General features: G+C 65.9%; 21 protein-coding genes and 1 pseudogene. 13 read left to right on the top strand and 9 right to left on the bottom strand.

The features are described from left to right. Both AXYL_RS18465 and AXYL_RS18460 read right to left on the bottom strand, forming a co-directional pair. Window positions 1-2,091, bottom strand: a complete 2,091-nt coding sequence (locus AXYL_RS18465) for a TonB-dependent siderophore receptor (RefSeq protein ID WP_237709911.1) — start codon at window positions 2,089-2,091, stop codon at window positions 1-3. Window positions 2,092-2,587: 496 nt separating this feature from the next. After that, complete coding sequence (locus AXYL_RS18460) at window positions 2,588-3,388, bottom strand: aminoglycoside adenylyltransferase family protein (RefSeq protein WP_013394356.1); 801 nt, start codon at window positions 3,386-3,388, stop codon at window positions 2,588-2,590. 158 nt (window positions 3,389-3,546) lie between these two features. Here AXYL_RS18460 and AXYL_RS18455 point away from each other — a divergent pair, with 158 nt between their 5' ends. The 6 genes and pseudogenes from AXYL_RS18455 (at window position 3,547) to AXYL_RS18435 (ending at window position 7,313) form a co-directional block, all read left to right on the top strand. Beyond that, on the top strand, window positions 3,547-4,152 hold the full coding sequence (locus AXYL_RS18455) for a hypothetical protein (protein WP_013394355.1): 606 nt from the start codon (window positions 3,547-3,549) through the stop codon (window positions 4,150-4,152). A 23-nt stretch (window positions 4,153-4,175) separates the two neighbouring features. Continuing rightward, window positions 4,176-5,183 (top strand): hypothetical protein, encoded by a 1,008-nt coding sequence (locus AXYL_RS18450; protein ID WP_013394354.1) that lies wholly within the window; start codon window positions 4,176-4,178, stop codon window positions 5,181-5,183. A gap of 59 nt (window positions 5,184-5,242) precedes the next feature. Further along, on the top strand, window positions 5,243-6,451 hold the full coding sequence (locus AXYL_RS18445; RefSeq protein WP_013394353.1) for a hypothetical protein: 1,209 nt from the start codon (window positions 5,243-5,245) through the stop codon (window positions 6,449-6,451). A 60-nt stretch (window positions 6,452-6,511) separates the two neighbouring features. Next, window positions 6,512-6,592, top strand: a pseudogene (locus tag AXYL_RS35325) (VOC family protein); the annotation flags it as partial. Between the two features lie 84 nt (window positions 6,593-6,676). Further along, window positions 6,677-7,024 carry a hypothetical protein gene (locus AXYL_RS18440; RefSeq protein ID WP_013394351.1) on the top strand — a complete coding sequence of 116 codons (348 nt, stop codon included), beginning with the start codon at window positions 6,677-6,679 and terminating at the stop codon, window positions 7,022-7,024. 52 nt (window positions 7,025-7,076) lie between these two features. Then, entirely contained in the window at window positions 7,077-7,313 is a 237-nt protein-coding gene (locus AXYL_RS18435) for a tautomerase family protein (protein WP_013394350.1), read from the top strand. Window positions 7,314-7,376: 63 nt separating this feature from the next. On the opposite strand, the gene AXYL_RS18430 is transcribed toward AXYL_RS18435, so the two are convergent. Beyond that, window positions 7,377-8,990: an NAD(P)/FAD-dependent oxidoreductase gene (locus AXYL_RS18430; protein ID WP_013394349.1), complete on the bottom strand. Its 1,614-nt coding sequence runs from the start codon at window positions 8,988-8,990 to the stop codon at window positions 7,377-7,379. 93 nt (window positions 8,991-9,083) lie between these two features. Beyond that, a complete protein-coding gene (locus tag AXYL_RS18425; protein WP_013394348.1) occupies window positions 9,084-10,037 on the bottom strand; it encodes a GlxA family transcriptional regulator in 954 nt (317 codons plus the stop codon). Window positions 10,038-10,161: 124 nt separating this feature from the next. Between AXYL_RS18425 and AXYL_RS18420 the strand changes: the two genes are divergently transcribed. From AXYL_RS18420 to AXYL_RS18395, 6 genes are all read left to right on the top strand, one after another. Next, on the top strand, window positions 10,162-10,962 hold the full coding sequence (locus AXYL_RS18420) for an SDR family NAD(P)-dependent oxidoreductase (RefSeq protein WP_013394347.1): 801 nt from the start codon (window positions 10,162-10,164) through the stop codon (window positions 10,960-10,962). A 21-nt stretch (window positions 10,963-10,983) separates the two neighbouring features. Beyond that, entirely contained in the window at window positions 10,984-12,117 is a 1,134-nt protein-coding gene (locus AXYL_RS18415; RefSeq protein WP_013394346.1) for a thiolase family protein, read from the top strand. A 31-nt stretch (window positions 12,118-12,148) separates the two neighbouring features. Next, entirely contained in the window at window positions 12,149-13,366 is a 1,218-nt protein-coding gene (locus AXYL_RS18410) for a multidrug effflux MFS transporter (protein WP_013394345.1), read from the top strand. Between the two features lie 42 nt (window positions 13,367-13,408). Beyond that, window positions 13,409-13,822, top strand: a complete 414-nt coding sequence (locus AXYL_RS18405) for a PaaI family thioesterase (protein WP_013394344.1) — start codon at window positions 13,409-13,411, stop codon at window positions 13,820-13,822. A 240-nt stretch (window positions 13,823-14,062) separates the two neighbouring features. Then, entirely contained in the window at window positions 14,063-14,338 is a 276-nt protein-coding gene (locus AXYL_RS35320; RefSeq protein ID WP_041655717.1) for a hypothetical protein, read from the top strand. Between the two features lie 4 nt (window positions 14,339-14,342). Beyond that, complete coding sequence (locus tag AXYL_RS18395) at window positions 14,343-14,867, top strand: helix-turn-helix transcriptional regulator (protein ID WP_013394342.1); 525 nt, start codon at window positions 14,343-14,345, stop codon at window positions 14,865-14,867. Window positions 14,868-15,022: 155 nt separating this feature from the next. Here the strand turns inward: AXYL_RS18395 and AXYL_RS18390 are convergent, their stop codons facing one another. After that, window positions 15,023-16,009 (bottom strand): zinc-binding dehydrogenase, encoded by a 987-nt coding sequence (locus tag AXYL_RS18390; protein ID WP_013394341.1) that lies wholly within the window; start codon window positions 16,007-16,009, stop codon window positions 15,023-15,025. Window positions 16,010-16,049: 40 nt separating this feature from the next. After that, window positions 16,050-16,664 (bottom strand): nitroreductase family protein, encoded by a 615-nt coding sequence (locus tag AXYL_RS18385; protein ID WP_013394340.1) that lies wholly within the window; start codon window positions 16,662-16,664, stop codon window positions 16,050-16,052. A gap of 111 nt (window positions 16,665-16,775) precedes the next feature. Between AXYL_RS18385 and AXYL_RS18380 the strand changes: the two genes are divergently transcribed. Then, window positions 16,776-17,684, top strand: coding sequence for a LysR family transcriptional regulator (locus AXYL_RS18380; RefSeq protein ID WP_013394339.1), 909 nt, complete (start codon window positions 16,776-16,778; stop codon window positions 17,682-17,684). Here AXYL_RS18380 and AXYL_RS18375 read toward each other — a convergent pair. Genes AXYL_RS18375 through AXYL_RS18365 form a run of 3 tightly spaced genes read right to left on the bottom strand, consistent with a single transcriptional unit; the run spans window position 17,669 to window position 21,426 of the window. Next, window positions 17,669-18,793, bottom strand: coding sequence for a C45 family autoproteolytic acyltransferase/hydolase (locus AXYL_RS18375; RefSeq protein ID WP_013394338.1), 1,125 nt, complete (start codon window positions 18,791-18,793; stop codon window positions 17,669-17,671). The two genes, AXYL_RS18380 and AXYL_RS18375, sit on opposite strands and share 16 nt — an antisense overlap. Before the next feature lie 28 nt (window positions 18,794-18,821). After that, the gene (locus AXYL_RS18370; protein WP_013394337.1) at window positions 18,822-19,862 is read right to left on the bottom strand and encodes a CapA family protein; all 1,041 of its coding nucleotides are present in this window, start codon (window positions 19,860-19,862) and stop codon (window positions 18,822-18,824) included. 10 nt (window positions 19,863-19,872) lie between these two features. Then, window positions 19,873-21,426 (bottom strand): ABC transporter substrate-binding protein, encoded by a 1,554-nt coding sequence (locus tag AXYL_RS18365; RefSeq protein ID WP_013394336.1) that lies wholly within the window; start codon window positions 21,424-21,426, stop codon window positions 19,873-19,875. Window positions 21,427-21,465 lie beyond the last annotated feature (39 nt).

Raw genomic sequence — 21,465 nt, 5'->3', positions numbered from 1 at the left:
CTACCAGCGGTACGCCACGCTGGCGATGAAGGTCCGCTCCAGGCCGTACCGGCAGTTGGTCTGGTTGTTGCGGCACACGATGGTCTCGCGGTTGAAGAGGTTGGTGGCGTCGAGTGCGAAACGCCATTTGTCGAGCTGGTAATGCAGGCCGGCGTCGACCATGAACGATGAGCCGTTCTCCATGGTGTTGGCGACGTTGACATAGGTCTTGCCGATATAGCGCACGCCGACGCCCATGCCCAATCCGCGCAGCGCGGTGTCGGACAAGGTGTAGTTGACCCAGGCCGAGGCCATGTGCCGCGGCGTCACGATGGGCGTGTTGTCCTTCTCGAGCGGGTTGTTGCTCTGGGTCACGGTGACGTCGTTGAGGGTATACGAGGCCAGCACGTCCAGGTTGCGGGTCAGGTTGGCTTTGCCTTCGAGTTCGATTCCGCGCGAGCGGATCTCGCCGGTTTGGACGCTGAAGTTGGTATTGCGGGGGTCGGGGGTGAGCGCATTGCGTTGCGTCAGGTCGAAGAACGACGCGGCCACCATGCTCCTGGAACCCGGAGGTTGGTACTTGATGCCGAACTCGTATTGCTCGCCCTTGGTCGGCTTGAACGGGGTTGAGTCCATCGACACGCCCGATTGCGGGTTGAAAGAGGTCGAATAGCTGACATAAGGCGTGAGGCCGGAATCGAACAGGTAGGCCAGCCCCAGGCGACCTGTCAGAGCGGTATCGTTCTGGCGGGTTGTCGTGCTGGTCATGCGGTTGCGGCTGTCGGACCTGGCCCAATCGTGGCGCAGACCGGCCGTCACCACCACGCGATCGATCTTGATCTGGTCCTGCAGGTACAGGCCATACTGCCGGTTGACGTCCTTCTGGTCGATGATGGCATTGGCGGCGCCCGGATACGGAATATTCTGGTCGTAGACCGGATTGTCCAGGTCCAGGTCGGGGGCGAGGCCCTGCCGATACCATTGCTGGCCATCCTGGAATCGATAGTCGAAGCCGGCGAGCAGCGTATGGGCGGCGCGGCCGGCATTGAAGCGGAACTCTCCTTGCGTGTCCACGACCACACCGTCGGCGCTTTCCTTGGATACCAGCGCGTAGCGGCGCAATGTGTGGCCGTCGGGCCGCAGCCCCAGGCTGTAGAGGTCGCGCTGGTCAAGCTTGCCGTGCTGGTAGCGGGCGTTCTGGCGCAGCATGATGCTGTCGTTGAAGCGGTGCTCGAACACGTAGCCGATCGCGTATTGCTTGCGGTCGTACCGGTTGAAACCATAGTCGCCAACGGGGACGTGGGTCGGGAAGACCGGGCGCGATTCGCCATCGGTCTCGTCGTGCTGGTAGTGGGTCAGCAGCGTGAACGAGGTATCTGAATTCGGGCGCCAGGTGAAGGCCGGCGCAATGTATCCGAGGTCATCCGGGTAGCGGTGGTCGCCGTCATATTCCACCTGGGTGCCGGCATCGCGCAGGACGCCGGTCAGGCGGTACAGGTATTTGCGGTCTTCATCTATCGGGCCGCCGATATCGAACGCGGCCTGGCGCCGGTCGAAATTGCCGGCTTGCAGCACGATCTCGCCGAAAGGATCCAGCGTCGGGCGCTTGGTGATGCGATTGACCAGGCCGCCGGGCGCCACCTGCCCGTACAGCACCGAGGAGGGGCCACGGATCACCTCGACGCGCTCGAGCGCGTAAGGGTCGGTGCGCGCCCGGATCTGGTCATACGGCAGTTGGTTCAGGCCATCGCGGTAGTCTCCGGTGATCTTGGCGTCGAAGCCGCGCAGCACGATCCAGTCGTTGCGCACTTCGGCGCCACCGAAGTTGGTGACCTGCACGCCCGGCACATACTGAATCGCCTGCGACACGCTTTGCACGCCGCGATCGCGCATTTCCTCCGCGCCTACCACCGAGACGGATTGCGGAATCTCGCGCAACGGCGTGTCGGTCTTGCTGCCCGATGTGGTGTCTTCCGCCACGTAGCCCTGCACTGGACCAGTGCCGGTATCGGCCGTGCCGCTGATGGTGACGCTGGGCAATGTGCTGATGGTTTCCCCTGCAGTCTGTTGTGCAAGCACCGGCGCGGCGGCGACCAGACCCAATAGCGTCAATGCGTGTTGCGGGCGTAGTGTAAAGACTGTACGTGATGTGTTTTTTTGGTCTTTCATGATGTTTTCAGTGTGTCGGGCGCGCCTGGTTCCAGGCTGGCCTTTGGGGGAGCCTCAAGCTGCCTGAGCGGCCGCCGTCGATTACGACGGCGCGCGCATTCGGCGTGCTCCGGGCAATGGAGGCTGCGTCCAGTGAAGGAGAAAGCCGGGGCAGGCCCGGCGTGCAAAGCGCTCTTCCTGAATAGACGAATCAGAATGGCCGCCGTTCAACGTGTCGACGTGTCGAGGCCAGCGCACGCCGCGTCGTCTTAAGGCCGCCCGTGGACGTCGACATTGCGCGGTTCCAGCAACACTGAGGGGATGCGCTAGCCGATCCCGCTTTAGCGCCTGGTTGCGGCTGTCAACGCACCTGGGCCTTGCCTGGTTTGCTGCAGAAGAGCCAATAGAAAGCCGGCGCGTGCGTGAGCCGCGGGAGCATGCGGACCCTTTCGATCTTCAACTATCGTGAAGCGGCACAAGTCCGTTCAATCGCGCCGCGCGCGTGGACGATGAACGCCGCTGTTTCGGCCTGATGCCGCTGCGCCAGATCGTCTTCCTCTTGCCCCAGATAGATCGCCCGTGCCTTGCCGAGGACGGGGCGATAGGGCGGTTCCAGCCGTTCCAGCAGCCACGTCGCCGCCAGTTCCTTGGAGGCGATGCCGCCGGATAAGGCCGTGTACCAGATGCGTGCCAGCGCGAGGATGATGTGCTTTTCATCGCCGGCCCAGTCTTCGGGCGCGTTCCACTGCGCAACGGTGTCGAGCAGCGCCCGCCTCAGATCCTCCCGGGGCACGGCCTCGAAAATCTGGTCGGCCTGCGGGCCCATGATGGGGATGCTGTGGCCGCGGGCCTTGGTGAGCAGGATGGCCAGGTCGTGGTCCATCATGGGCGGTTCGACCACGCCCGCCTCCAGGTCGGCGCGCAGCCACTCGCCGAACTGGAGTTCGCGCCGGGCCGGGTGGCGCCAGGGCACGATCTGTTCACGCGCCAGTACGGTGACTTCCAGTGCGCGCAAGCTGGGCGATGAACCCGGTGGAGCGGATACGGCCAGCAAGGCCATGGCCAAAGCGCGGAGTGCGGCCTCGCCGGGCGGCTGGGCCACGCTGACGAGCAGGTCAATATCGCTGTGGGGTTGCAGCCCGCCGTCCACGGCGGAGCCGAACAGGTGGATGGCGACAAGGCCAGTGCCGAGATGCCGTTCGATGAGGCTTTTGGCTTGCGCGATCTGGGGGACGATGGGAGGAGGGATCAGTAGGGCCATGCGTCGATAGTAGCCAAGATTTCGCGCAGCCGGCAGACCGATGGCTGTAGCGGCGAACTGTTCGTTCCCGCAGGCCACGGCCGCGAAGCTGGCGCTGGTACTATGCCGGCGCTAGGCCCGAGTCCCATGATCCCCATGAGCCCAAGACAGGCACCGAGATGATCCGTTTACTGTTCCGAGCAGGCGCCCTGGCCGCAGCCGTCCTGATGACGATGGCCAGCCAGGCGCAATCGCCGGCGCAACCCGCCAATATCGGTGGCTGGCGCCAGGTGTCGGATAGCCAGTTCAACCGCCAATTCCATTTCTCGATGCTGCCCAGCGTGGCGGCCATCGGCAGCAACTGGGCGGTCTACGACTCCCGCGCGGGGAAGGTGGTGTGCTGCCTGGTCGTAGCAGGGCCCGAAGTTTCCGAAGAGCAGCTGGGTAGCGTCTACGACATTCCGGGCCCCTGGATCACCGATCTGACCAATGGCTGGAACCTGGACGCGGCGCCTTACCGGCCGCGCGTGCAGTTGCTGCGGGTCGACGGCGAGTTGCGCGACTACGAGTTCGCCGATGTCGGAGACGGGGTCGGCGGGCTGCTGGTGCCCGACCATGCCGATGCGGCCGCAGCACGCACGCTGGAGATCGATGGCCAGCGCTATGCCGTGGAGCGCAAGGATACGGCGCTCGCCGACGATGATGGCGGCGTTTACACGTATAGCCTGCGCCCAGCCCATGGCGGCGCGCCGCTGAAGATCGAGGTTCCCATCGGAACCTATTGAGCAAGGGAGGCAGCGATCAGCGCATGAACCAGACCCTGCAAGTCGAGGACGCCCCGCTTACTGACGACGACATCCTGCTGCTGCGCAAATGCAGCCGCGGGAGACTGCTGATGGCCGGGTTCGGCGTCTTCGTGGTGCTGCTGCTGGCGCTTGCCGTGTTGACCTTTGTCGCGCTTGGCCTGTCCGAGTGGCGCACGCTGGACTTCGGCGTGGGCGCGATACTGCTGGCGGCCATCACCGTGATGGGAGCGCTGGCGGCATTTTTCGGGCGCAAGCTGCTGCGCATGCCGCAGGGCTGGCGCAGCCTCGACCGGGCGCTCAAGGGACGGCTGGCCAAGCAGATCGTTTCAGGCCGGCTGACCTCATTCGGTCCGGGTGGCTCGACGCCGGGCGTGTGCTACGGATTCGGCGAGCAGCGCGTGGAGGCAGCCTTGCCGTTCTGGAACGAGATCGCCAGCGACACCCGTAGCGGGCACGGGCCGGCGACGGCCGTGGGCTTGACGGATCTGCCCGTGCGCCTGCACCTGCTGACCCTGCAGCCAGACGCGCCCGCCGTGCTGTTGCGGGCGGAGTACCCCATGAGCGCGGAGTCCCTGGTCGCTGTCGAGGAAATCAGCGATGCCGACCGTGCGGTCGTGCGCAGGGAAGAGTTGGACGCGCGCAAGTTCATGCTGATCTTTGCCCTTGTGCCGCTGGTGGGAGGGCTGTTTTTGCCCCCACTGCTGTTCGTCGCGGCGATCTTTGCGATCCTGGGGATGCTGTTCGGCATGCGCAGTCGCAAACTGCAGCGGGGGCTATACAAACATGGTGTGCGGGGAGTGGTCGAAGAGGCCGTGGTCTATCGGTTGCGCAGCCCCAATTCATCGATCGTCTCGTTGGTCCACAACTACCGTATCGGCGGCGTGATGTATCGGGTCGAATACCTGGGCGACGTGGTCGAACCGGGCAGGCGCGTCGAGTTCGAATTCCTGGATGGCGGCCTGAAGGGGCAGACTGCACTGTTCTTCCGTGTGGACGGCGAGCCTGCGTAGGCGTCAATGAATCGGCGGGATTGTCATCAGTGGATTCCGCCAAGCAAAAGGAGAGTAGTGTGTCCGTACCCATAGACGTGTCCGGCGAGCCCGCAGGCTCGGTGAGCGAGGCAGGGCATTATCTTGTGAGCCTGACCGCGGCGGGCAGCCATGTCTTCGCACGCGAAGCAGGGCGCGGCAATCTGATCATCGGCCCGGCCAGCATGGGCAAGAAGGCTGATCTGCACGTGGCTGGCGACGAGGCCATCAACTGGGCTGCATTTGAACCGTTCTCCACGCCTGCCGGCTCGCCGTGGCCGCGGCATATCGATTATTACGGCAACGACAGCGGTTTCTTCGGTTGGTCGCAGGATCGTGAAATCGAGCAGTTCAGCTGGGCGCCGGCATACTCAGGCAGGCGCGCCATCGACGCAGGCGCGGCAAGAATCGAGACGCTGCGCATCCGGCTGGATCAGGTGGCGGGGCATCTTGAAGCCAGGTTGCCTCAGGTCCGTGACCTGGAACTGTTTGGCGACCTGACGCGCGTTGCCGTGGCGGGCGAACTGCCCGACATGTTGTTGCTGCGGCCGGCGCTGGGGCGCCGGACTGGCGCGACGCCTTACGCCTTGCCCGACCTCGGCCCGCTGCAGGAAGTGCGCGCGCTGGCGCTGCACGGCGCGCCGCTGGGGCAGCCCATTTCGCTGCAGGAAATCGATCGCTTTCCGGCGTTGGAGAGTCTGTCGCTCTGGGGCGGCTTCAGCGGCTGGGAGGCGCTTGCCCGCCTGCCGCGCCTGACGAGTCTGGAGATCCGGTTCACGCCCGATCTGGACGGCTTGCCGGAACTGGCCAGTTGGCCCGCGCTGGATAGGTTCATCGCCTACAACGTTGACGAAGCCGCGGGCAAGCGCTTGAAGGCGCAGATGAAGGCGCGGGAGAAGGTCCGCGCATGGGGCGGTTACAACTCCGTCTCCCAACTGCGCAAGCGGGAGTGGTGGCAAAGCGAGTACGGCCGGCCATTCTCGGGCTGGAACAGCCGCATGGCGAAGTCGGCGAATTCGGCCTACGACACGGCCCGGTCGGCGCTGGAAAGCGCAAGCAATGCCGCCGAGGTGCAAGCCGCAATCTCCGCCTTTGCCCGCCACTTCAACGGCATGAAGGGCATCGAGACCGCGGAGCGCGAAGACATAGGCGAGGCGGTGTGGCAGTTCAGCCAGCTTGCCCAGGTCGAACGGCTGGGCGTAAGCGATGCGCAGACGCAGCGCTGGTTCGACGAGGCGAGGGACTACTGAGGCTTTGCTTCCCGCCCCGCGCCGCGGCCGGCGGGCGTGGATTGCTTCGCACAGGCTATTCAAGGAGGCTACGCGGGCTACTTCATGGATCCGGACGGACATTTGTGGGAAGTGGTCTACAACCCTCAGATGCTGCCTTAGGAATAGTTGCGTATCGCTCTGTTACGGTGGTGCGAGGCCGCTTCCTTTAAGCTGCGCCGGTCTCAATTCTGATGGAGCTGGCGCATGTTCAAGCCCTTGATTTCCGTGGCGTCGATGGTTGCATTGCTGGGGGCGGGCGGCATGGTCCGGGCCCAGGACCTGGTCCTGCCTTCCATTCCCGAAGCGACGGATGCGATCGTCGACATGCTGGCGGACACGGGCATGCCCCGGCCGTCCAAGGTCAAGCTGGGTACCTGCATTCCGGCGGTCGATGCCACGTATCCGGGCCAGGTCGCCTGCACGGTCGCGGTGACCTTGGGGGCCGCGATCAGCGAGAACCAGATGGATTTCTACAAGCAGGACGGCAAGTGGAAAGCGCAGCCCAGCGTTTCCCAGGATAAGCTGCCGTTTCCTGATCCCAAGCTGGATTGAGAACGACCTCCGGCGTGGCGACGGGCACAGGCACTTCAACCAGGAGAAAGTCATGCCGTTCGTCAGTATCCGCATTACCCGCGATGGCGTTACCGCCGAGCAAAAGGCGCAGGTCATCCGGGAAGTCACCGAGACGCTAGAACGCGTGCTGCACAAGCCGCCGGAGTGGACGCATGTCGTGATCGAGGAAATCGATACGGACAACTGGGGCTTCGGGGGAGTGACGACCACCGAGATGCGGGCGGGCAGGGCGCCGACGCCGGGCGCCAAACCGCAAGGCAGGGGCTAGGAATGCCGGCCCGGGCTGCAAGGCTCTGCCATGCAGGAACCCGGGCGCCGCAAGCGCGTCTGATTACCCTTGCCGGCTCATGATGCTCATGGCCACCGCCTCGGCGATCTTGATGCCGTCCACGCCCGCCGACAGGATGCCGCCGGCATAGCCCGCGCCTTCACCTGCCGGGAACAGACCCTCGGTGTTGATGCTCTGCAGGGTTTCGTTGTCGCGCTTGATGCGGATAGGCGATGACGTGCGGGTTTCGACGCCCGTGAGCACGGCGTCGTGCATGCCGAAACCCTTGATGGTCTTGTCGAACACCGGCAGCGCCTCGCGGATGGCGGTGATGGCGTATTCGGGCAGGGCGGTCGCCAGGTCGGTGAGATGCACGCCCGGCGTGTAAGACGGCTGCACGGAACCGAATTCGGTCGAGGCCTTGCCGGCAATGAAATCGCCGACCAATTGGCCCGGCGCGCTGTAGTCGCGGCCGCCCAGCTCGAACGCCTGGGATTCCCACTGGCGCTGGAAGTCCACGCCCGCCAGCACATGCTCGGGATAATCGACTTCGGGCGAGATGCCGACCACGATGCCCGCGTTGGCGTTGCGTTCGTTGCGCGAGTACTGGCTCATGCCGTTGGTGACCACGCGGTTGGGTTCGGAGGTGGCGGCCACCACGGTGCCGCCCGGGCACATACAGAAGCTGTACACCGAGCGTCCGTTGTTGGCGTGATGCACCAGTTTGTAATCCGCCGCGCCCAGGATCGGATGGCCGGCGTTGGGCCCGAAGCGGGCGCGGTCGATCAGCGATTGCGGATGCTCGATGCGGAAGCCGATGGAGAACGGCTTGGCTTCCATGAACACGCCCTGATCATGCAGCATCTGGAAGGTGTCGCGCGCGCTGTGGCCGATGGCCAGCACGACGTGGTCGGCCTCGATATGTTCGCCGCCGGCCAGGGTTACGCCGGTGATCCGGCCGTTTTCCCGCTGCACGGTTTCGACCTTGCTGGAGAAGCGGACCTCGCCGCCCAGCTTGGTGATGGTGTCGCGCATGACTTCGACCATGCCGACCAGGCGGAACGTGCCGATGTGCGGCTTGCTCACGTAGAGGATTTCTTCCGGCGCGCCGGCCAGCACGAATTCCTTGAGTACTTTTTCGCCGTAATGCTTGGGATCCTTGATCTGGCTGTACAGCTTGCCGTCGGAGAAAGTGCCGGCGCCGCCTTCGCCGAACTGCACGTTCGACTCCGGGTTCAGTACCCGCTTGCGCCACAGGCCCCAGGTGTCCTTGGTGCGTTCGCGCACGGCCTTGCCGCGTTCCAGGATGATGGGCTTGAAACCCATCTGCGCCAGGACCAGTCCCGCGAACAGGCCACAGGGTCCGGTGCCGATGACGATGGGGCGCTTGTCCAGGCTGGCGGGCGCCTGGGCGACGAACTTGTATTCGGTATCGGGCGTGGGCTTGACGTTGCGGTCGTCGTGAAAACGCTGGAGCAGCGCTGCCTCGTTTGCAACGTCGATATCCAGCGTGTAGATCAGCAGGATGTTGTGCTTCTTGCGCGCGTCGTAGCTGCGGGAGGCCACGGTGTGGGCGCGCAGGTCGCTGGCCGGAACGCCTAGTTTCTTGAGAATCGCGGCAGGCAATTCCTCGGGCGTGTGATTCAACGGCAGCTTGATTTCAGACAGTCGCAACATGCAGGGATCCAGACAAAACGGGCGAGCACAACGTCGCCAAACGCGGATTGTACTGGACCGCAGGCAGGCGGCGGCCGGCTGCTTGGCGCCGGCTCAGGAGGCGGGCGGGCTGGTACGCGCGTCGCGCCGCAGGGCCTGGGGCGGCATGCCGAAGCCGCGCAGGAAAGCCTCGCGCAGGTGGCGCCGGTCGCGGAAACCGGTCTCCCTGGCCACCACCTCCAGCGGGTGGCGGCTGCTTTCTATCATGAGGCGCGCGGCCTCCAGCCGCAGTCCCTCGATGGCCTTGGCGGGCGACTGGCCGGTTTCGGCCGTGAACACGCGGCTGAACTGGCGCGGGCTCAGGCTGGCGGCCTGGGCCAGATCCTCCACGCTCAGGGGTTGGGCGAGGTTGCGGCGGGCATGCTCCAGCGCCTGCTGGATGCGGTCGGATTTGGGCGCAAGCCTGAGCATTTCCGAGTGCTGCGATTGGCCGCCCGAGCGGCGCTGGTGCATGACCAGGCGGTGCGCCACCGAGCGTGCGACATCGGCGCCCAGGTCCTTTTCCACCAGCGCCAGCGCCAGGTCCATTTCCGCCGTCATGCCGGCGGAGGTCCAAGCTGGCCCGTCGGCGATATAGATGCGGTCGGCCTCGACCTGCACGCGCGGGTGGCGCTGCTGCAAGGCGTCGGCCCAATGCCAGTGCGTGGTGGCGCGCCGTCCATCCAGCAGACCGGCGTCGGCCAGCAGGAATGCGCCGGTGCACAGGCCGGCGACGCGGCGCGAGCGGGGCGCGAGTTTTTCGAGCAGCCGGGGGAGTTCGGGCGCCACGGGCCTGGAAAGGGGAGACAGCACGCCGGTCACCAGCCAGGTGTCGGCCTGGCTGCGGGCGGTGAGCGGACGGGCCTGCACCGTCAGGCCCGCCGAAGCGCGCACAGCGCCCTCCAGGGCATAGCTGTCCAGGGCATAAAGGGGTTCGCGCGCCATCACATTGGCGAGTTCGAACACGGCCTGCGTGCCCAGGCCAATGATCTGGAAGCCTTCGGGGAGTATGTAACCGATGCGGTGCATGGGGGCGTCCTTGCAGGTTTATGTCCTGCGTATGTCCTTATTAATGGCTATATACGTCATTTACGCCATTCCCGGCAAGCCCCAACATGGATCCCATCGCAATGACCTCCCCAGGAGTCTCACCATGGCACAAACCCAACTCGGCACCGCTCTCGTCACGGGCGCATCCAGCGGCATCGGCGCGCTATACGCGCACAAACTCGCGCAGCAGGGCTACGACTTGATTCTGGTCGCGCGCAATCGCGAGCGACTGAACGCTCTGGCCAGCGACATCAGTACGCGCACCGGCCGCGCGGTAGAGGTGCTGCCGGCGGACCTGGGCGACCGCGCTTCGCTGGCGCGGGTGGAAGCACAGCTACGCCAGGATGCCAGCATCACCTTGCTGGTGAACAACGCGGGCATCGGCACGCATACGCCGCTGCTGCAAAGCGACGTGGAGCAGATGACGCGCATGGTGGAACTGAACGTCACCGCGCCGATGCGGCTGACTTATGCGGCCGTCCCGGGCTTCGTGGCGCGCGGCCGGGGCGCCATCATCAATATCGCTTCCATCGTGGCTCTCGCGCCCGAGGTCTTGAACGGCGTCTACGGCGGCAGCAAGGCTTTCGTGCTGGCGTTCAGCCAGTCGCTGCAGCACGAGCTGGCCGGGACCGGCGTGCAGGTTCAGGCGGTGCTGCCCGGCGCCACGGCCACGGACTTCTGGGCCATCGGCGGCCTGCCGGTGGAAACGCTGGACCAGCGCATCGTGATGCGTGCCGAAGATCTGGTCGATGCCGCCTTGCTGGGCTTCGCGCGCGGCGAGAAGGTCACGATCCCCTCGCTGCATGCTAGCGAGGAATGGGATGCCTTCGAAGCCGCGCGCCTGACCATGGCGGGACACCTGTCCAGCAATACCGTTGCGCAGCGCTACGCGGCCGCGGTCTGACCATTCCTTGGGGCTGAAACCATGAAAGCAGTGATTGCCGCCTATGCGCGCTCGCCTTTCCACTTTGCCCGCAAGGGCCGGTTGGCCGATGTGCGGCCCGACACATTAGCCGCGCAGGTGGTGCAGGGCCTGCTGCGGCGCACGGATCTGGATCCCGCGCTGCTGGAGGACGTGATCCTCGGTTGCGCCTATCCGGAGGCCGCCCAAGGCAACAACCTGGCGCGCATCGTCGGCCTGCTTGCCGGCCTGCCGCAGGAGGTGGGCGGCATGACCGTGAACCGCTTCTGCGGTTCGTCGATGCAGGCGGTGCACATCGCGGCGGCGCAGATCGAGGCGGGCATGGGCGAGGCTTTTCTCTGCGTGGGCGTGGAGTCGATGACGATGGTGCCGCAGGGCGGCTTCAATTTTTCGCCCAATCCCGAGCTGCAGGCGACGACCGACGCCTACCTCTCCATGGGCGAGACGGCGGAGAACGTGGCGCAGCGTTGGAATGTCAGCCGCACCGACCAAGAACTGCTGGCGCTGCAATCCCACCGCAAGGCCGCCGGGGCGCGCGAGCAGGGACTGTTGGCCGCCGAGATCGTGCCCATCCGCTTGCCGGACGGCGAGCTGGTCGATGCCGACGGTTGCATCCGCCCGGGTACTTCGCTGGAGGCTTTGGCGGGACTCAAGCCGGCGTTCCGCGCCGATGGCGCGGTCACGGCGGGCACCTCGTCGCCGCTGACCGACGGCGCGGCGGCGGTGCTGGTCGTCAGCGACGACTTTGCGGCGCGCCATGGCCTGGAGGCGCTGGCTCGCATCCGCAGCTTCGCGACCGTGGGCGTGGATCCGGCTGTCATGGGCATAGGCCCGATACCTGCCACGCGCAAGGCGCTGGCGCGCGCGGGACTTGCGGTGGCCGACCTGGACGTGGTGGAGATCAACGAAGCCTTCTCGTCGCAAGCGCTGGCCTGCATCCGCGAGTTGGGCCTGGACATGGCCAGTGTGAACATCGACGGCGGCGGCCTGGCCATTGGCCATCCCCTGGGCGCCACGGGCGCGCGCATCACCGGCAAGGCCGCGGCGCTGCTGGCTCGCAGCCAGGGGCGCTATGCGCTGGCCACGCAATGCATAGGCGGCGGGCAGGGCATTGCCACGGTGCTGGAACGGCCCTGAATCTCGATCGACAACCTGACCTCATCGAACCATGAACAACCCGACCTCCCTTTCCCTGGGCCGCGACGCCGCCGCTCCCGTCAGGCTGACCGGCCGCCTGTTGGCCGTGCTCGCCGGGCTGGCCGCCCTGGGGCCGCTGTCCACCAACATCATCCTGCCGGCCTTTCCGCGCATGGCGTCAGAACTCGGCGTGGACACGCGCGACATGGGCCTGGTGCTGTCGAGCTTTTTCCTGGCCTTCGCCATCGGGCAGTTGCTCGCCGGGCCGGTATCGGACCGCTGGGGGCGGCGTGCGCCGGTGCTGGGCGGATTGGCCTTGTTCATCGTCGGCTGCCTGGTCTGCGCCTGGGCGCCGACCCTGCCGCTGCTGGTGGCGGGCAGGGTGATACAAGCCCTGGGCGTATGCGCGGCCGCGGTGCTGTCGCGGGCGATTGCGCGGGACCTGTTCGAAGGCGAAGCGCTGTCGCGCACCCTGGCGCTGACGATGGTGGCCATGGCCGCAGCGCCGGGCTTCTCGCCGCTCTTGGGCAGCGCGATGGAGTATGGGCCGGGCTGGCGCGCCAGCTTCGCGCTGGTCGCGGCCCTGGGGTTGGTCCTGGCGCTGGCCTATGTGGCGGCGGTGGGGGAAACGCACCCGGCCGACCGGCGGGCGGCGGCGACGCCGGCCGCCGTGCTGCGCGGCTATGCGGACCTGGCGCGGGACCGGCGGTTCATTCGTCCGGCGTTGGCTGTGAGCGTGGTCATCGGCGGCCTGTACGCCATTTTCGCGGCCACGCCAGCCATGCTCATGGGGCGCATCGGCCTGAGCGCGCTGCAGCTGGGGTTGTTCTTCGCCTGCACGGTGTTCGTGGTGTTCGCCGCCGGCATGCTGGCGCCGCGCCTGGCCCACCGTTTTGGCGCGGCCGGTGTGGCCCGGGCCGGCTGCGCGGTGGCGCTGGCCGGCGCGCTGACCTTGCTGGCGGGCGGCGAGGATAGCGGCCTGCCGCAGTTCACGGCCGCCGTGGCGCTGTACCTGTTCGGCATGGGGCTGGTCAATCCGCTGGGTACCGCCATGGCGCTGGGACCGTTCAGCCGCCAGGCAGGATTGGCGTCCTCGTTGCTGGGCGGCCTGCAGATGGCTTGCGCGGGCGGCATGACGGCACTGGCCAGCCTGGCGGGCGGCAGTCCGGCGACGACCCTGGGCCTGGTGCTGGCCGTGGCCTCGATGCTGGCGTTGGCGGCGCTGATGGCGCGCCGGCGCCTGGGATAGTATTTTCCTTCTTCGCGACAACCCTCTGCATAGGAACATGCCATGCTGCGCTCCAGTGAAACCATAGATCGCCTCTTCCAACGCCAGCAAGGCACGCTGCCCGACACCTTCGGCGTACGGCCCTTGTCGATCGAAGAGGGGCGCATGTCCATGGAAATGACCGTGGCGCCGTGGATGATGGCGCCCAACGGATACCTGCATGCCGCCAGCCAGGTGATGTTGGCCGACACTTGCGCCGGCTATGCCACCCTGGCGCATCTGCCGGAAGGCGCAAAGGGCTTCACCACGCTGGAGCTGAAATCGAACTTCCTGGGCACCGCCAAGGAAGGCGTGCTGACCGTTGAAGCGGTGGCGGAACACATGGGGCGCACGACCCAGATCTGGTCCGCGACCGTGGTCGACGCAAGCGGCCGCAAGCTGTCGCTATTCCGCTGTTCGCAGATCATTCTCTGGTGAACGCGCGGCCTCGCGAGGGGCCGCAGCGGTAGAACCCGCAAGCCATTCCAGTCCTTTCGTCCGTTTTTCAGACGGATTCCGCCTTGGTTACCGCGAGTGCCCTCGATAAGCTGCAACGTCGGCTTTCAGGGCCAGCGGTCGTGGCCGCAAAGGACGCTATTCGCGCCACTGGCATCCCTGAAGCTGTTTATGGTTGTCTATTGACAACCGAATTGAACGTCTTCATACTAGATACCAATGATGGCTCGTCCGTCCCATCCCAAGAAAGAGGTAGAGGCAGCACTCCGCCACGCCGAAGGAAACGGTTGGCGCGTGGAAGTTGGCGGCAGCCACGCCTGGGGCCGGATCTATTGCCCCAGCAATGTTGCGGAATGCCGCTGCGGCGAATTCTGCATCACCAGCGTCTGGAGCACGCCAAGGAATCCTGGCAATCATGCGCGCGCCTTGCGGCGCGTCGTGAACAACTGTACTGCGCGCCGTGACCTGCCCGAGGCAGGCGGCGGCATCTGGGAGTAGCGCGATGGAATACACCTTTACCTTGAAGTACCAGCTTGCCGACGCCGATCACGATATGGATGCGCTGGTCGAACGCCTGGGCGCGGCCGGTTGCGATGATGCCCTGGTCGGCACCGGGCTGCCGGGACGCCTGGCGCTCGAGTTCACCCGAGAAGCCAAAAGCGCGGAAGCCGCGGTGCGCTCGGCGCTTGCGGACGTCAGGCGCGCGGAACCATCCGCGAAGCTGATCGAGGCCGCGCCCGATCTGGTGGGTTTGACCGACGTGGCCGAAATCGTGGGCGTCTCGCGTCAGAACATGCGCAAGCTCATGCTGGCTTATCCAGACAGCTTTCCGCTGCCGGTCCACGAGGGCAGCACCTCGATCTGGCACCTGGCGGACGTGCTGGCCTGGCTGCAGGCCAAGGGCGACTATCCGCAAGCAGAAAGTGTCATGGACGTGGCGCGCGTGGCCTTGCAGGTCAACGCGGCGAAAGAAGGGCAGCGGCTGACGGCGCCAGTTTTCCGCGAGCTGGACGCCTTGCTGGCCTGAGGACCGCCGCTCGCTCAGGGACCTGCCGGCCATGGTGCACGGCAGTTGCGCGCGGGCAGATTGTCTTGCAGCCATGGTCGGGCGTTGTGCGGATCGTCACGCAGCACGCCGGGGGGAGGCCGGAGCGCCGTGCGCGAATCGGCATGCTTGCGGCATTACATGCGCACGACGAGTTTGCCGGGTGCGCGGCCGCCTTCGATCAGTGCATGAGCCTGCCGCACTTCGTCGAATGCGAAGGTGCGCTCCAGTAGCGACGGCAGGCGTTTGCGGGCGATGTCGTCGGCAATCGAGCGCAACGGCGCCTTGTCCAGCGGCAAGGCGGGCGTACCGAACAATTGGCTCGGAAAAAAGCTGAGCCGCACGGCAGGGGGCAGATCCGCCATCAGGTTGAATTGTTCAAGCAAGGGAGGCCCGCCCAGCAGTCCGACGACCGCGACGGCGCCGAATGGCCGCAAAGCGCTGGCGGTGTCGCGCAAGGTGGCCGCGCCGACGACCTCCAGCGCAGCATCGATGCCATCGGGGAAGTTACGCCGCGCGGTCCCGGCCACGGCGCCAGTGTCGACGATGACCTGGTGCGCGCCGGCGTGCAGCAGACGCGCTTCGTTGCCTGGGGAGCGGGTCGTCGCCACCACCCGCAAGCCGGCGGATTTCGCATAGGACACGGCCGCAAGACCCACGGTCGAGGTCGCGCCGCGCACCAGCAGCGATTGTCCGGACTTGATCGCCAGACTCTTGTCCAGCGCGCCCCAGGCCGTCAAGTATGCCTGCGGCAGGGCGGCAAGCTCTTCCCACGACAGCGTGGTTCCGTCCAGGTCGATCACGTTGGCCAGCGCCACGGTGACCTCTTCGGCATAGCTGCCATGCCGGGTGAACTGCAGGCCGCCCATGGCCGTGGCCACGCGCTGTCCGATGCGGAAGGTGCCGGAAGCGTCTTCGACGATTTCGCCGACCGCCTCGATGCCGGGTACGCGCGGGGCGTCTATCGGCCCCATCTTGCCGGCGCGCAAGTAGGTTTCGGCGCGGTTCAGACCGAAGGCGCGCACGCGGATGCGCACTTCACCGGCTTGCGGCGCGACTGGCGGGATGTCGCGGATCTGAAGCGTTTCCGGGCCACCGGCTTGCTCAATGACATAGGCTTTCATGGCTTTTCCTTGTTCAGAATCAAGTGTGTGTGTGGACGGGTCAGGCGTAGGACAGGACGTCGGCAGTGGCTTTACGAGGCTTCTGCGGCCAGTTGCCGGGAGCGGCGTAGCCGACGGTCACGAGCATGACCGGCACTTCGTCGGCTTGCAGGCCAAAAGCCGCGGCAACGCCTTGCGGATCGAACCCGATCATGGGCCCGGAAGCCAGGCCGCGATCCTGCGCCGCCAGCATCAACGTCATGGCGGCGAGCGAGGCCGAGCGTATGGCTTCGTCGCGCTGTAGCGCCGGGTTGTCGCTGTACATGCTGTTCGCGGCGGCGACCCAGCCCGCGTGGGTCGCGTCGTCCAGAATGCCGCGCTCGACCGAGGGCTGGAGCGCGGCGGGCAGCGTGGCATGGGGCGCGAGCGTTCCGCAAACAATGAACGTGACGGCGGCGTCGGCGACCTTTGCCTGACCATAGGCTAGCGGCAGCAGCTTGGCTTTGCCGGCGGCGCTGCGTACCGCCACAAACTTCCAATTCTGGACATTGAAGACAGAGGGGGCCAGGGTCGCCAGCTGGATGAGCTTATCGATTTCAAGGTCTGATAAAGTGCGGTCAGAGTCATATTTATTGGTGGAAACTCTTGATTTCAATAGTGTTTCTACGGTTTTCATGGCGATCTCCAGTGATCGGATTAGAGGGAACACGCCCTCACTATGCCGATAGCGCAGGTTTGCCGGAATCGCCAAAACCGATAAACTTCCTATCGAAATTGAGAGGAATGAATGGACCTCAACGCGGTCGAGATGTTCGTCGCCGTGGTGCACGCAGGCAGCTTGTCCGCTGCCGCAGCGCGCACCGGTGTGCCGTTGCCCACCTTGAGCCGCCGCATCCGCGAACTCGAGAAGCAGCTCAGCGTGCAGCTGTTCGAGCGTTCAGTCAGGGGAACGAAGTTGACGGATGCCGGCGCCAGGCTATACGAGCACGCCAGCCGCGGCATCGAGGCCTTGATGGACGCGAAAGAGGCGGTGCTCAATGCGCAGCGCCAACTGGAGGGACTGCTGCGCCTGTCGCTGCCGCCGTCGTTCGATATCTGGTGGGACCTGCTGGCTGCGTTCCAGCAGCGTTATCCGGGCATACGGCTCTTTGTCCACACGACGGAGCGGCGCGTCGACTTGATTGTCGACGGCATCGATGTGGCCTTGCGCGTGGGCGCGATCGAACATGAGTCCATGGTTGCGCGGAAAATCCTGCAGTACCGGCACCGGCTGGTCGCCAGTCCCTCCTTGCTCGAACGGCTGGGCTATCCCGCTGTGCCGGAAGACCTGCACCGGCTGCCCTGCGCGGCCTGGGCGCGCGCAGGCTACGAACCGCCGGTATGGCATCTGGGGGGAACGGCGTTCCATCCACGCCCGATCCTGTCCACGAACGACTACGCCCACTTGCGCCATCGCGCGCTATCCGGCCAGGCCGTGACGGAATTGCCATTGTTCCTTGCCGCCGAAGACCTGCGCGCGGGGCGGCTCGTGGGCGTGCTCGATGGGTACCCCTTGCCGGAACAGGAACTGAACTTGCTGTATCCCTCGCACCGGCATCCTTCGTCCGTTGTGCGGGCGTATCTGGATTTTTGCCGCGAGTATTGGCAGGACGAAGCGCGGGCTCGGTCCTGCCTGCCCGATCAGTCGATGGAATAGGCCTCGCCCGTCAGACCATAGCGGGTGAAGAACTGCCCGAAAGAGGGCATGGCGGCGATATCCATGGTGTGGCCGGCAGTGTCCATCACCAGGGTCGCCACCGTGGCCGAGCGCCCGCCCGTCAAGGTGCCGCGCGGCGGACGGCAAACGGAATAGGGCGTGGCCCAGTCGTCGGCCAGGGCGCGCCGCACGTCAGCCACCGTGATCCGGGGGCCGCAGGCGTCCAGCAACTGGCGCACGCGCCAGGCCCGGTAGTAGGTGTCCACGGCATTCTTCAGGCCAGCTTCACGCAGCTTGCCCAGCGCCACTTCGCTCATGAAGTGGTTGGAGTGGGTCAAGAGGCCGTCCTGCGGCAGCAGCGTAAAGCTCTCGTCGGGCGCGCATTCGAAGTCGATCACCCAGCCGGCCTGGCTGACGATCATGTTGCTGGAGCAGGCCTTGGGCGTGGCGGCGATCAGTTGCATGGCGATGGCGACGTGCTGCTGGCTAAGGACCGCCCGCCGCACGCTGCTCAGCGGCACGCCGGACTGGGTGTAGTCGCGGTCGCTGCTGAGATAGTTGCCGGTCAGGCCGATGCCGGCCGAGTTGAAGCCGTGCCGCGCCAGGCCGCCAGCCTCCACCAGCGTCAGGAAGGTGATGCCGGTTTCCAGGGTGGCGCGCAGCACGATGGTGCTGTCGCAGGCGTCTGGCTCCCAATCCCAGTTGTGGGCATGGATCAGATTGCCCGTGGCGCTGCGCCCGGGCATGACCAGGGCGGCGGTGCATTCGCCTTCGGCGGGATCCAGGTTGCCCATCTTGGCCTGCAGCCGTGCCTTGGCGATGACCTCGGTGCGGGCGTTGATCAGCGCCACGTCGTCGAAGGCGCAGCCGGCGCCTTCCGCGATGCCGCGCATCTCCTCGGTGTGCGCGGGGTCGAACTTCTGGATCTGGTCGGCGAACTCCTTGATCAGGGCGGCCTGGGTGGCGGGGGGAGTGCCGATCTTGTCGAGTTCGCCGCGATAGTGCCGGGCGCTGTGAGCGATGCGTTCGGGCACGGCGCGGCCGTATTGCACGCCACGTTCAAAGGGGCTGCCGGAGATCGAGACGAGAGGAAACGGGGCGTATTTCATGGGAGCATCAATTCGGAGTAACGGAGGTTCAGGAGGCGGCGGGGCCGGCCAGGTCCAGTTGCAGGCCGTCGGCGCTGATATGCAGGTCGGCGCCCAGCGCGGCGGACGCGCGCATCAGCAGGTCGCGTTCTTGCGCCACTTCGGACGCGGGCACGAACACGGTCTGGTTGGCGCTGTTGCGCTGCACGAAACGGAACTGCATGGCGGCGGGGCGCTTGTCGCGGATGTCGACGCGGACCGTCATGCCGGTCCATTCGGTATGCGCGTCAGCCTGGTGGGCAACCTGGAAGGAAAAGTTGCCGCTGCCATAGAGGATGGGCTTGCCGCGATGCAGTTCGATCGGCAGGATCATGTGCGGACCGTGTCCCAGCACGATGTCGGCGCCGGCTTCGACGGCCGCATGCGCGTACTCGCGCTGGTACTGCAGCACTTCGCGCCGGTAGCCCCAGTGCAGCGAGGCGATGACGATGTCCGCCTGTTGCCGCAGCGCCGCCACGTCGGCGCGGAACTGCGCAAGCGACTCCGGGTCGGCCCAGGTCAGCACTTCGGGCGGCACGCCGGGGCGCGTGCGCGCCGCCTGCATTTCCAGCCGCGGCCGGTAGGCGGTATGCGCGCGGATGATGGCGACGCCGGCATGGTGGGCGCTGGCCTCATGATTGTCCGGCCAGTACACGGCGGTGCGCTGCAGGAAGCCGTAGCGCACGCCGTCCCTGACTACGATCAGCGGGGCGCGGGCCTCGCTGGCATTGGCGCCCGCGCCGACGCTGGGCAGGGAAGCGCCCCGCAAGGCGGCCAGCGTGGACAGCACCGCCTCGTGGCCGATGTTGACGTTGTTGGCATTGCCGACCGCCTGCAGGCCGGCTTCGCGCAGGGCCTGCGCGTGCCTCGGCGAGGTATAGAAGCCGCGCCGCTCCTGGGCGTGTTCGGGCAGGTCGTACAGGCAGCATTCCAGGTTGGCGAACACCAGGTCCGCTACACGCAGCGGCTGGCGGACGTGATCGAACAGGCCGCTGGCGTCTGGCACGCCCTTGAGGTTGATGTCGCCCAGCAGGTACAGGGTTTGATTCATGGCGGCGTTCCTATTCGGTCTTCGAGACTTCCCAGAGCAGCGGCGCGCCGAAGATCGACGATTCGAAACCCTGGACGTTCTTGCGGTATGCGCCCGTGCTCAGCGTGTTGAACAAGGGGATGATCGGGACCTGCTCCAGCATCAGGCGGTGCAGCTGGTCCAGCAGGGCTTGGCGCTCGGCCGGCGCCGTGGCGTTGGTGGCTTTTTCCAGCAGCGCGCGGGCGCCGGGATCGTCCCACAGCTTGCGCGGCTGGCTGGCCTTGTCGCCAGTGACGGCTTCAAAGCTCAGAGCGGGATCCATGCGGCTGGAGTACGAGAACGACATCATCTGGTAGTTGCCCTTCTGCCACTTGTCCTGTTGGGCGCCCCATTCCAGCACTTCAATGTCGGCGTTGATGCCGGCCTGCTGCAGCATGGCCTGGGTGATCACCGCCGCGTCATAGTTCGGCAGATTGCGCTTGTTGGTCGAAATGACGATCTTCTCGCCCTTGTAGCCGGCCTTGGCGAGCAGCGCCTTGGCGCGCGCCAGATCGTAGACATAGCCTTTCTTTTCGGCTTCCCCATAGTAGGGCGACGCCACGGGCACGAGCGAGTTGTTGGGTTCGGCCAGGCCGTAGGTCACGCCTGCGACCAGTTCCTTGTAGTTCAGTGCCGCGGCGATGGCCTGGCGTAGATAGGGATTGGAGAGCAGCTTGTCGCGGGTCTGGATCGTCAGCGTGGAAGGCGCCAGCTGGGGCGACACGTTCGTGCTGATGGCCTTGTTTTCCGCTAGTTCCGCGACCTCGGAATATGGCACCTTGGACATTACGTCGATGGCGCCGCTGGCCAGGGCGGTTTTTGCCGTCGCCGGGTCGGAGATCACGACAAAGCGCACTTCGTCGACCAGGGGACGCTTGGAGCCCACGTAGCCGTCGGGCTTGCCCGGCCGGTTGGCGTAGTTCTCGAAGCGCGTCAGGCTGACGTATTCGCGGCGGCGCCACTCGGCGAAGCGGAAGGGGCCGGTGCCTATGGGCTTGTCCCAGGTGCCGTCGGGCTTGACCGAGTCGCGGTGGGTGATGGCGGTCATGCCGCAGTCGCTGCGCGCCAGCGAATCAAGGAACAGCGGCGCGGCCCGGTCCAGCTTGAACACGACGGTGGCGGGATCGGTGGCGGCGGCGCCTTCCACCTTCAGGCCGATGCGGCCATCGAAGTCCGTCAGGCAGCGCCAGCCGGTCTTGGGATCCATGTAGCGGTTCCAGCTCCAGACCACGTCGTCGGCGGTCATAGGCGCGCCATTGTGGAAGGTCACGCCCTGCCGCAGATGAAACGTGTAGGTCTTGCCGTCTTCGGAGACGTCGATTTTCTCCGCCAGCAGGGGAGCGGGCTGACCCTTGGCGTCGTAGCCGACCAGGCCTTCGACGACATGCAGGATTACCCCATCGGTATTGGCGTCGCGGTTGACGCCCGGATCGCTGCTGCGGATGTCCGCGTCCTGGTGGGCACGCAGCACGGTGGCGCCCAGGGCAGGCGCGGCGGCCGTCAGGAGGGCGGCCAGGGCGGTGTACGCATACAGAGGTCGTTTCATGATGGATCCTTGTTGTGAGCGGTTTGCAGCTGGAAGACG

The sequence above is a fragment of the Achromobacter xylosoxidans A8 genome (assembly GCF_000165835.1).
GTDB classification, from domain to species: Bacteria; Pseudomonadota; Gammaproteobacteria; order Burkholderiales; family Burkholderiaceae_B; genus Achromobacter; species Achromobacter xylosoxidans_B.
The sequence above is the reverse complement of the archived record's forward strand: the minus strand, read 5'-3'. Positions and strand labels throughout refer to the sequence as shown.

Bases quoted from the DNA above. Each gene is read 5' to 3' on its own strand.
- AXYL_RS18460 (WP_013394356.1), bottom strand. From the start codon at position 3,388: ATGGCCCTACTGATCCCTCCTCCCATCGTCCCCCAGATCGCGCAAGCC.
- AXYL_RS18455 (WP_013394355.1), top strand. From the start codon at position 3,547: ATGATCCGTTTACTGTTCCGAGCAGGCGCCCTGGCCGCAGCCGTCCTG.
- AXYL_RS18450 (WP_013394354.1), top strand. From the start codon at position 4,176: ATGAACCAGACCCTGCAAGTCGAGGACGCCCCGCTTACTGACGACGAC.
- AXYL_RS18440 (WP_013394351.1), top strand. From the start codon at position 6,677: ATGTTCAAGCCCTTGATTTCCGTGGCGTCGATGGTTGCATTGCTGGGG.
- AXYL_RS18435 (WP_013394350.1), top strand. From the start codon at position 7,077: ATGCCGTTCGTCAGTATCCGCATTACCCGCGATGGCGTTACCGCCGAG.
- AXYL_RS18430 (WP_013394349.1), bottom strand. From the start codon at position 8,990: ATGTTGCGACTGTCTGAAATCAAGCTGCCGTTGAATCACACGCCCGAG.
- AXYL_RS18425 (WP_013394348.1), bottom strand. From the start codon at position 10,037: ATGCACCGCATCGGTTACATACTCCCCGAAGGCTTCCAGATCATTGGC.
- AXYL_RS18420 (WP_013394347.1), top strand. From the start codon at position 10,162: ATGGCACAAACCCAACTCGGCACCGCTCTCGTCACGGGCGCATCCAGC.
- AXYL_RS18415 (WP_013394346.1), top strand. From the start codon at position 10,984: ATGAAAGCAGTGATTGCCGCCTATGCGCGCTCGCCTTTCCACTTTGCC.
- AXYL_RS18410 (WP_013394345.1), top strand. From the start codon at position 12,149: ATGAACAACCCGACCTCCCTTTCCCTGGGCCGCGACGCCGCCGCTCCC.
- AXYL_RS18405 (WP_013394344.1), top strand. From the start codon at position 13,409: ATGCTGCGCTCCAGTGAAACCATAGATCGCCTCTTCCAACGCCAGCAA.
- AXYL_RS35320 (WP_041655717.1), top strand. From the start codon at position 14,063: ATGGCTCGTCCGTCCCATCCCAAGAAAGAGGTAGAGGCAGCACTCCGC.
- AXYL_RS18395 (WP_013394342.1), top strand. From the start codon at position 14,343: ATGGAATACACCTTTACCTTGAAGTACCAGCTTGCCGACGCCGATCAC.
- AXYL_RS18390 (WP_013394341.1), bottom strand. From the start codon at position 16,009: ATGAAAGCCTATGTCATTGAGCAAGCCGGTGGCCCGGAAACGCTTCAG.
- AXYL_RS18385 (WP_013394340.1), bottom strand. From the start codon at position 16,664: ATGAAAACCGTAGAAACACTATTGAAATCAAGAGTTTCCACCAATAAA.
- AXYL_RS18380 (WP_013394339.1), top strand. From the start codon at position 16,776: ATGGACCTCAACGCGGTCGAGATGTTCGTCGCCGTGGTGCACGCAGGC.
- AXYL_RS18375 (WP_013394338.1), bottom strand. From the start codon at position 18,793: ATGAAATACGCCCCGTTTCCTCTCGTCTCGATCTCCGGCAGCCCCTTT.
- AXYL_RS18370 (WP_013394337.1), bottom strand. From the start codon at position 19,862: ATGAATCAAACCCTGTACCTGCTGGGCGACATCAACCTCAAGGGCGTG.
- AXYL_RS18365 (WP_013394336.1), bottom strand. From the start codon at position 21,426: ATGAAACGACCTCTGTATGCGTACACCGCCCTGGCCGCCCTCCTGACG.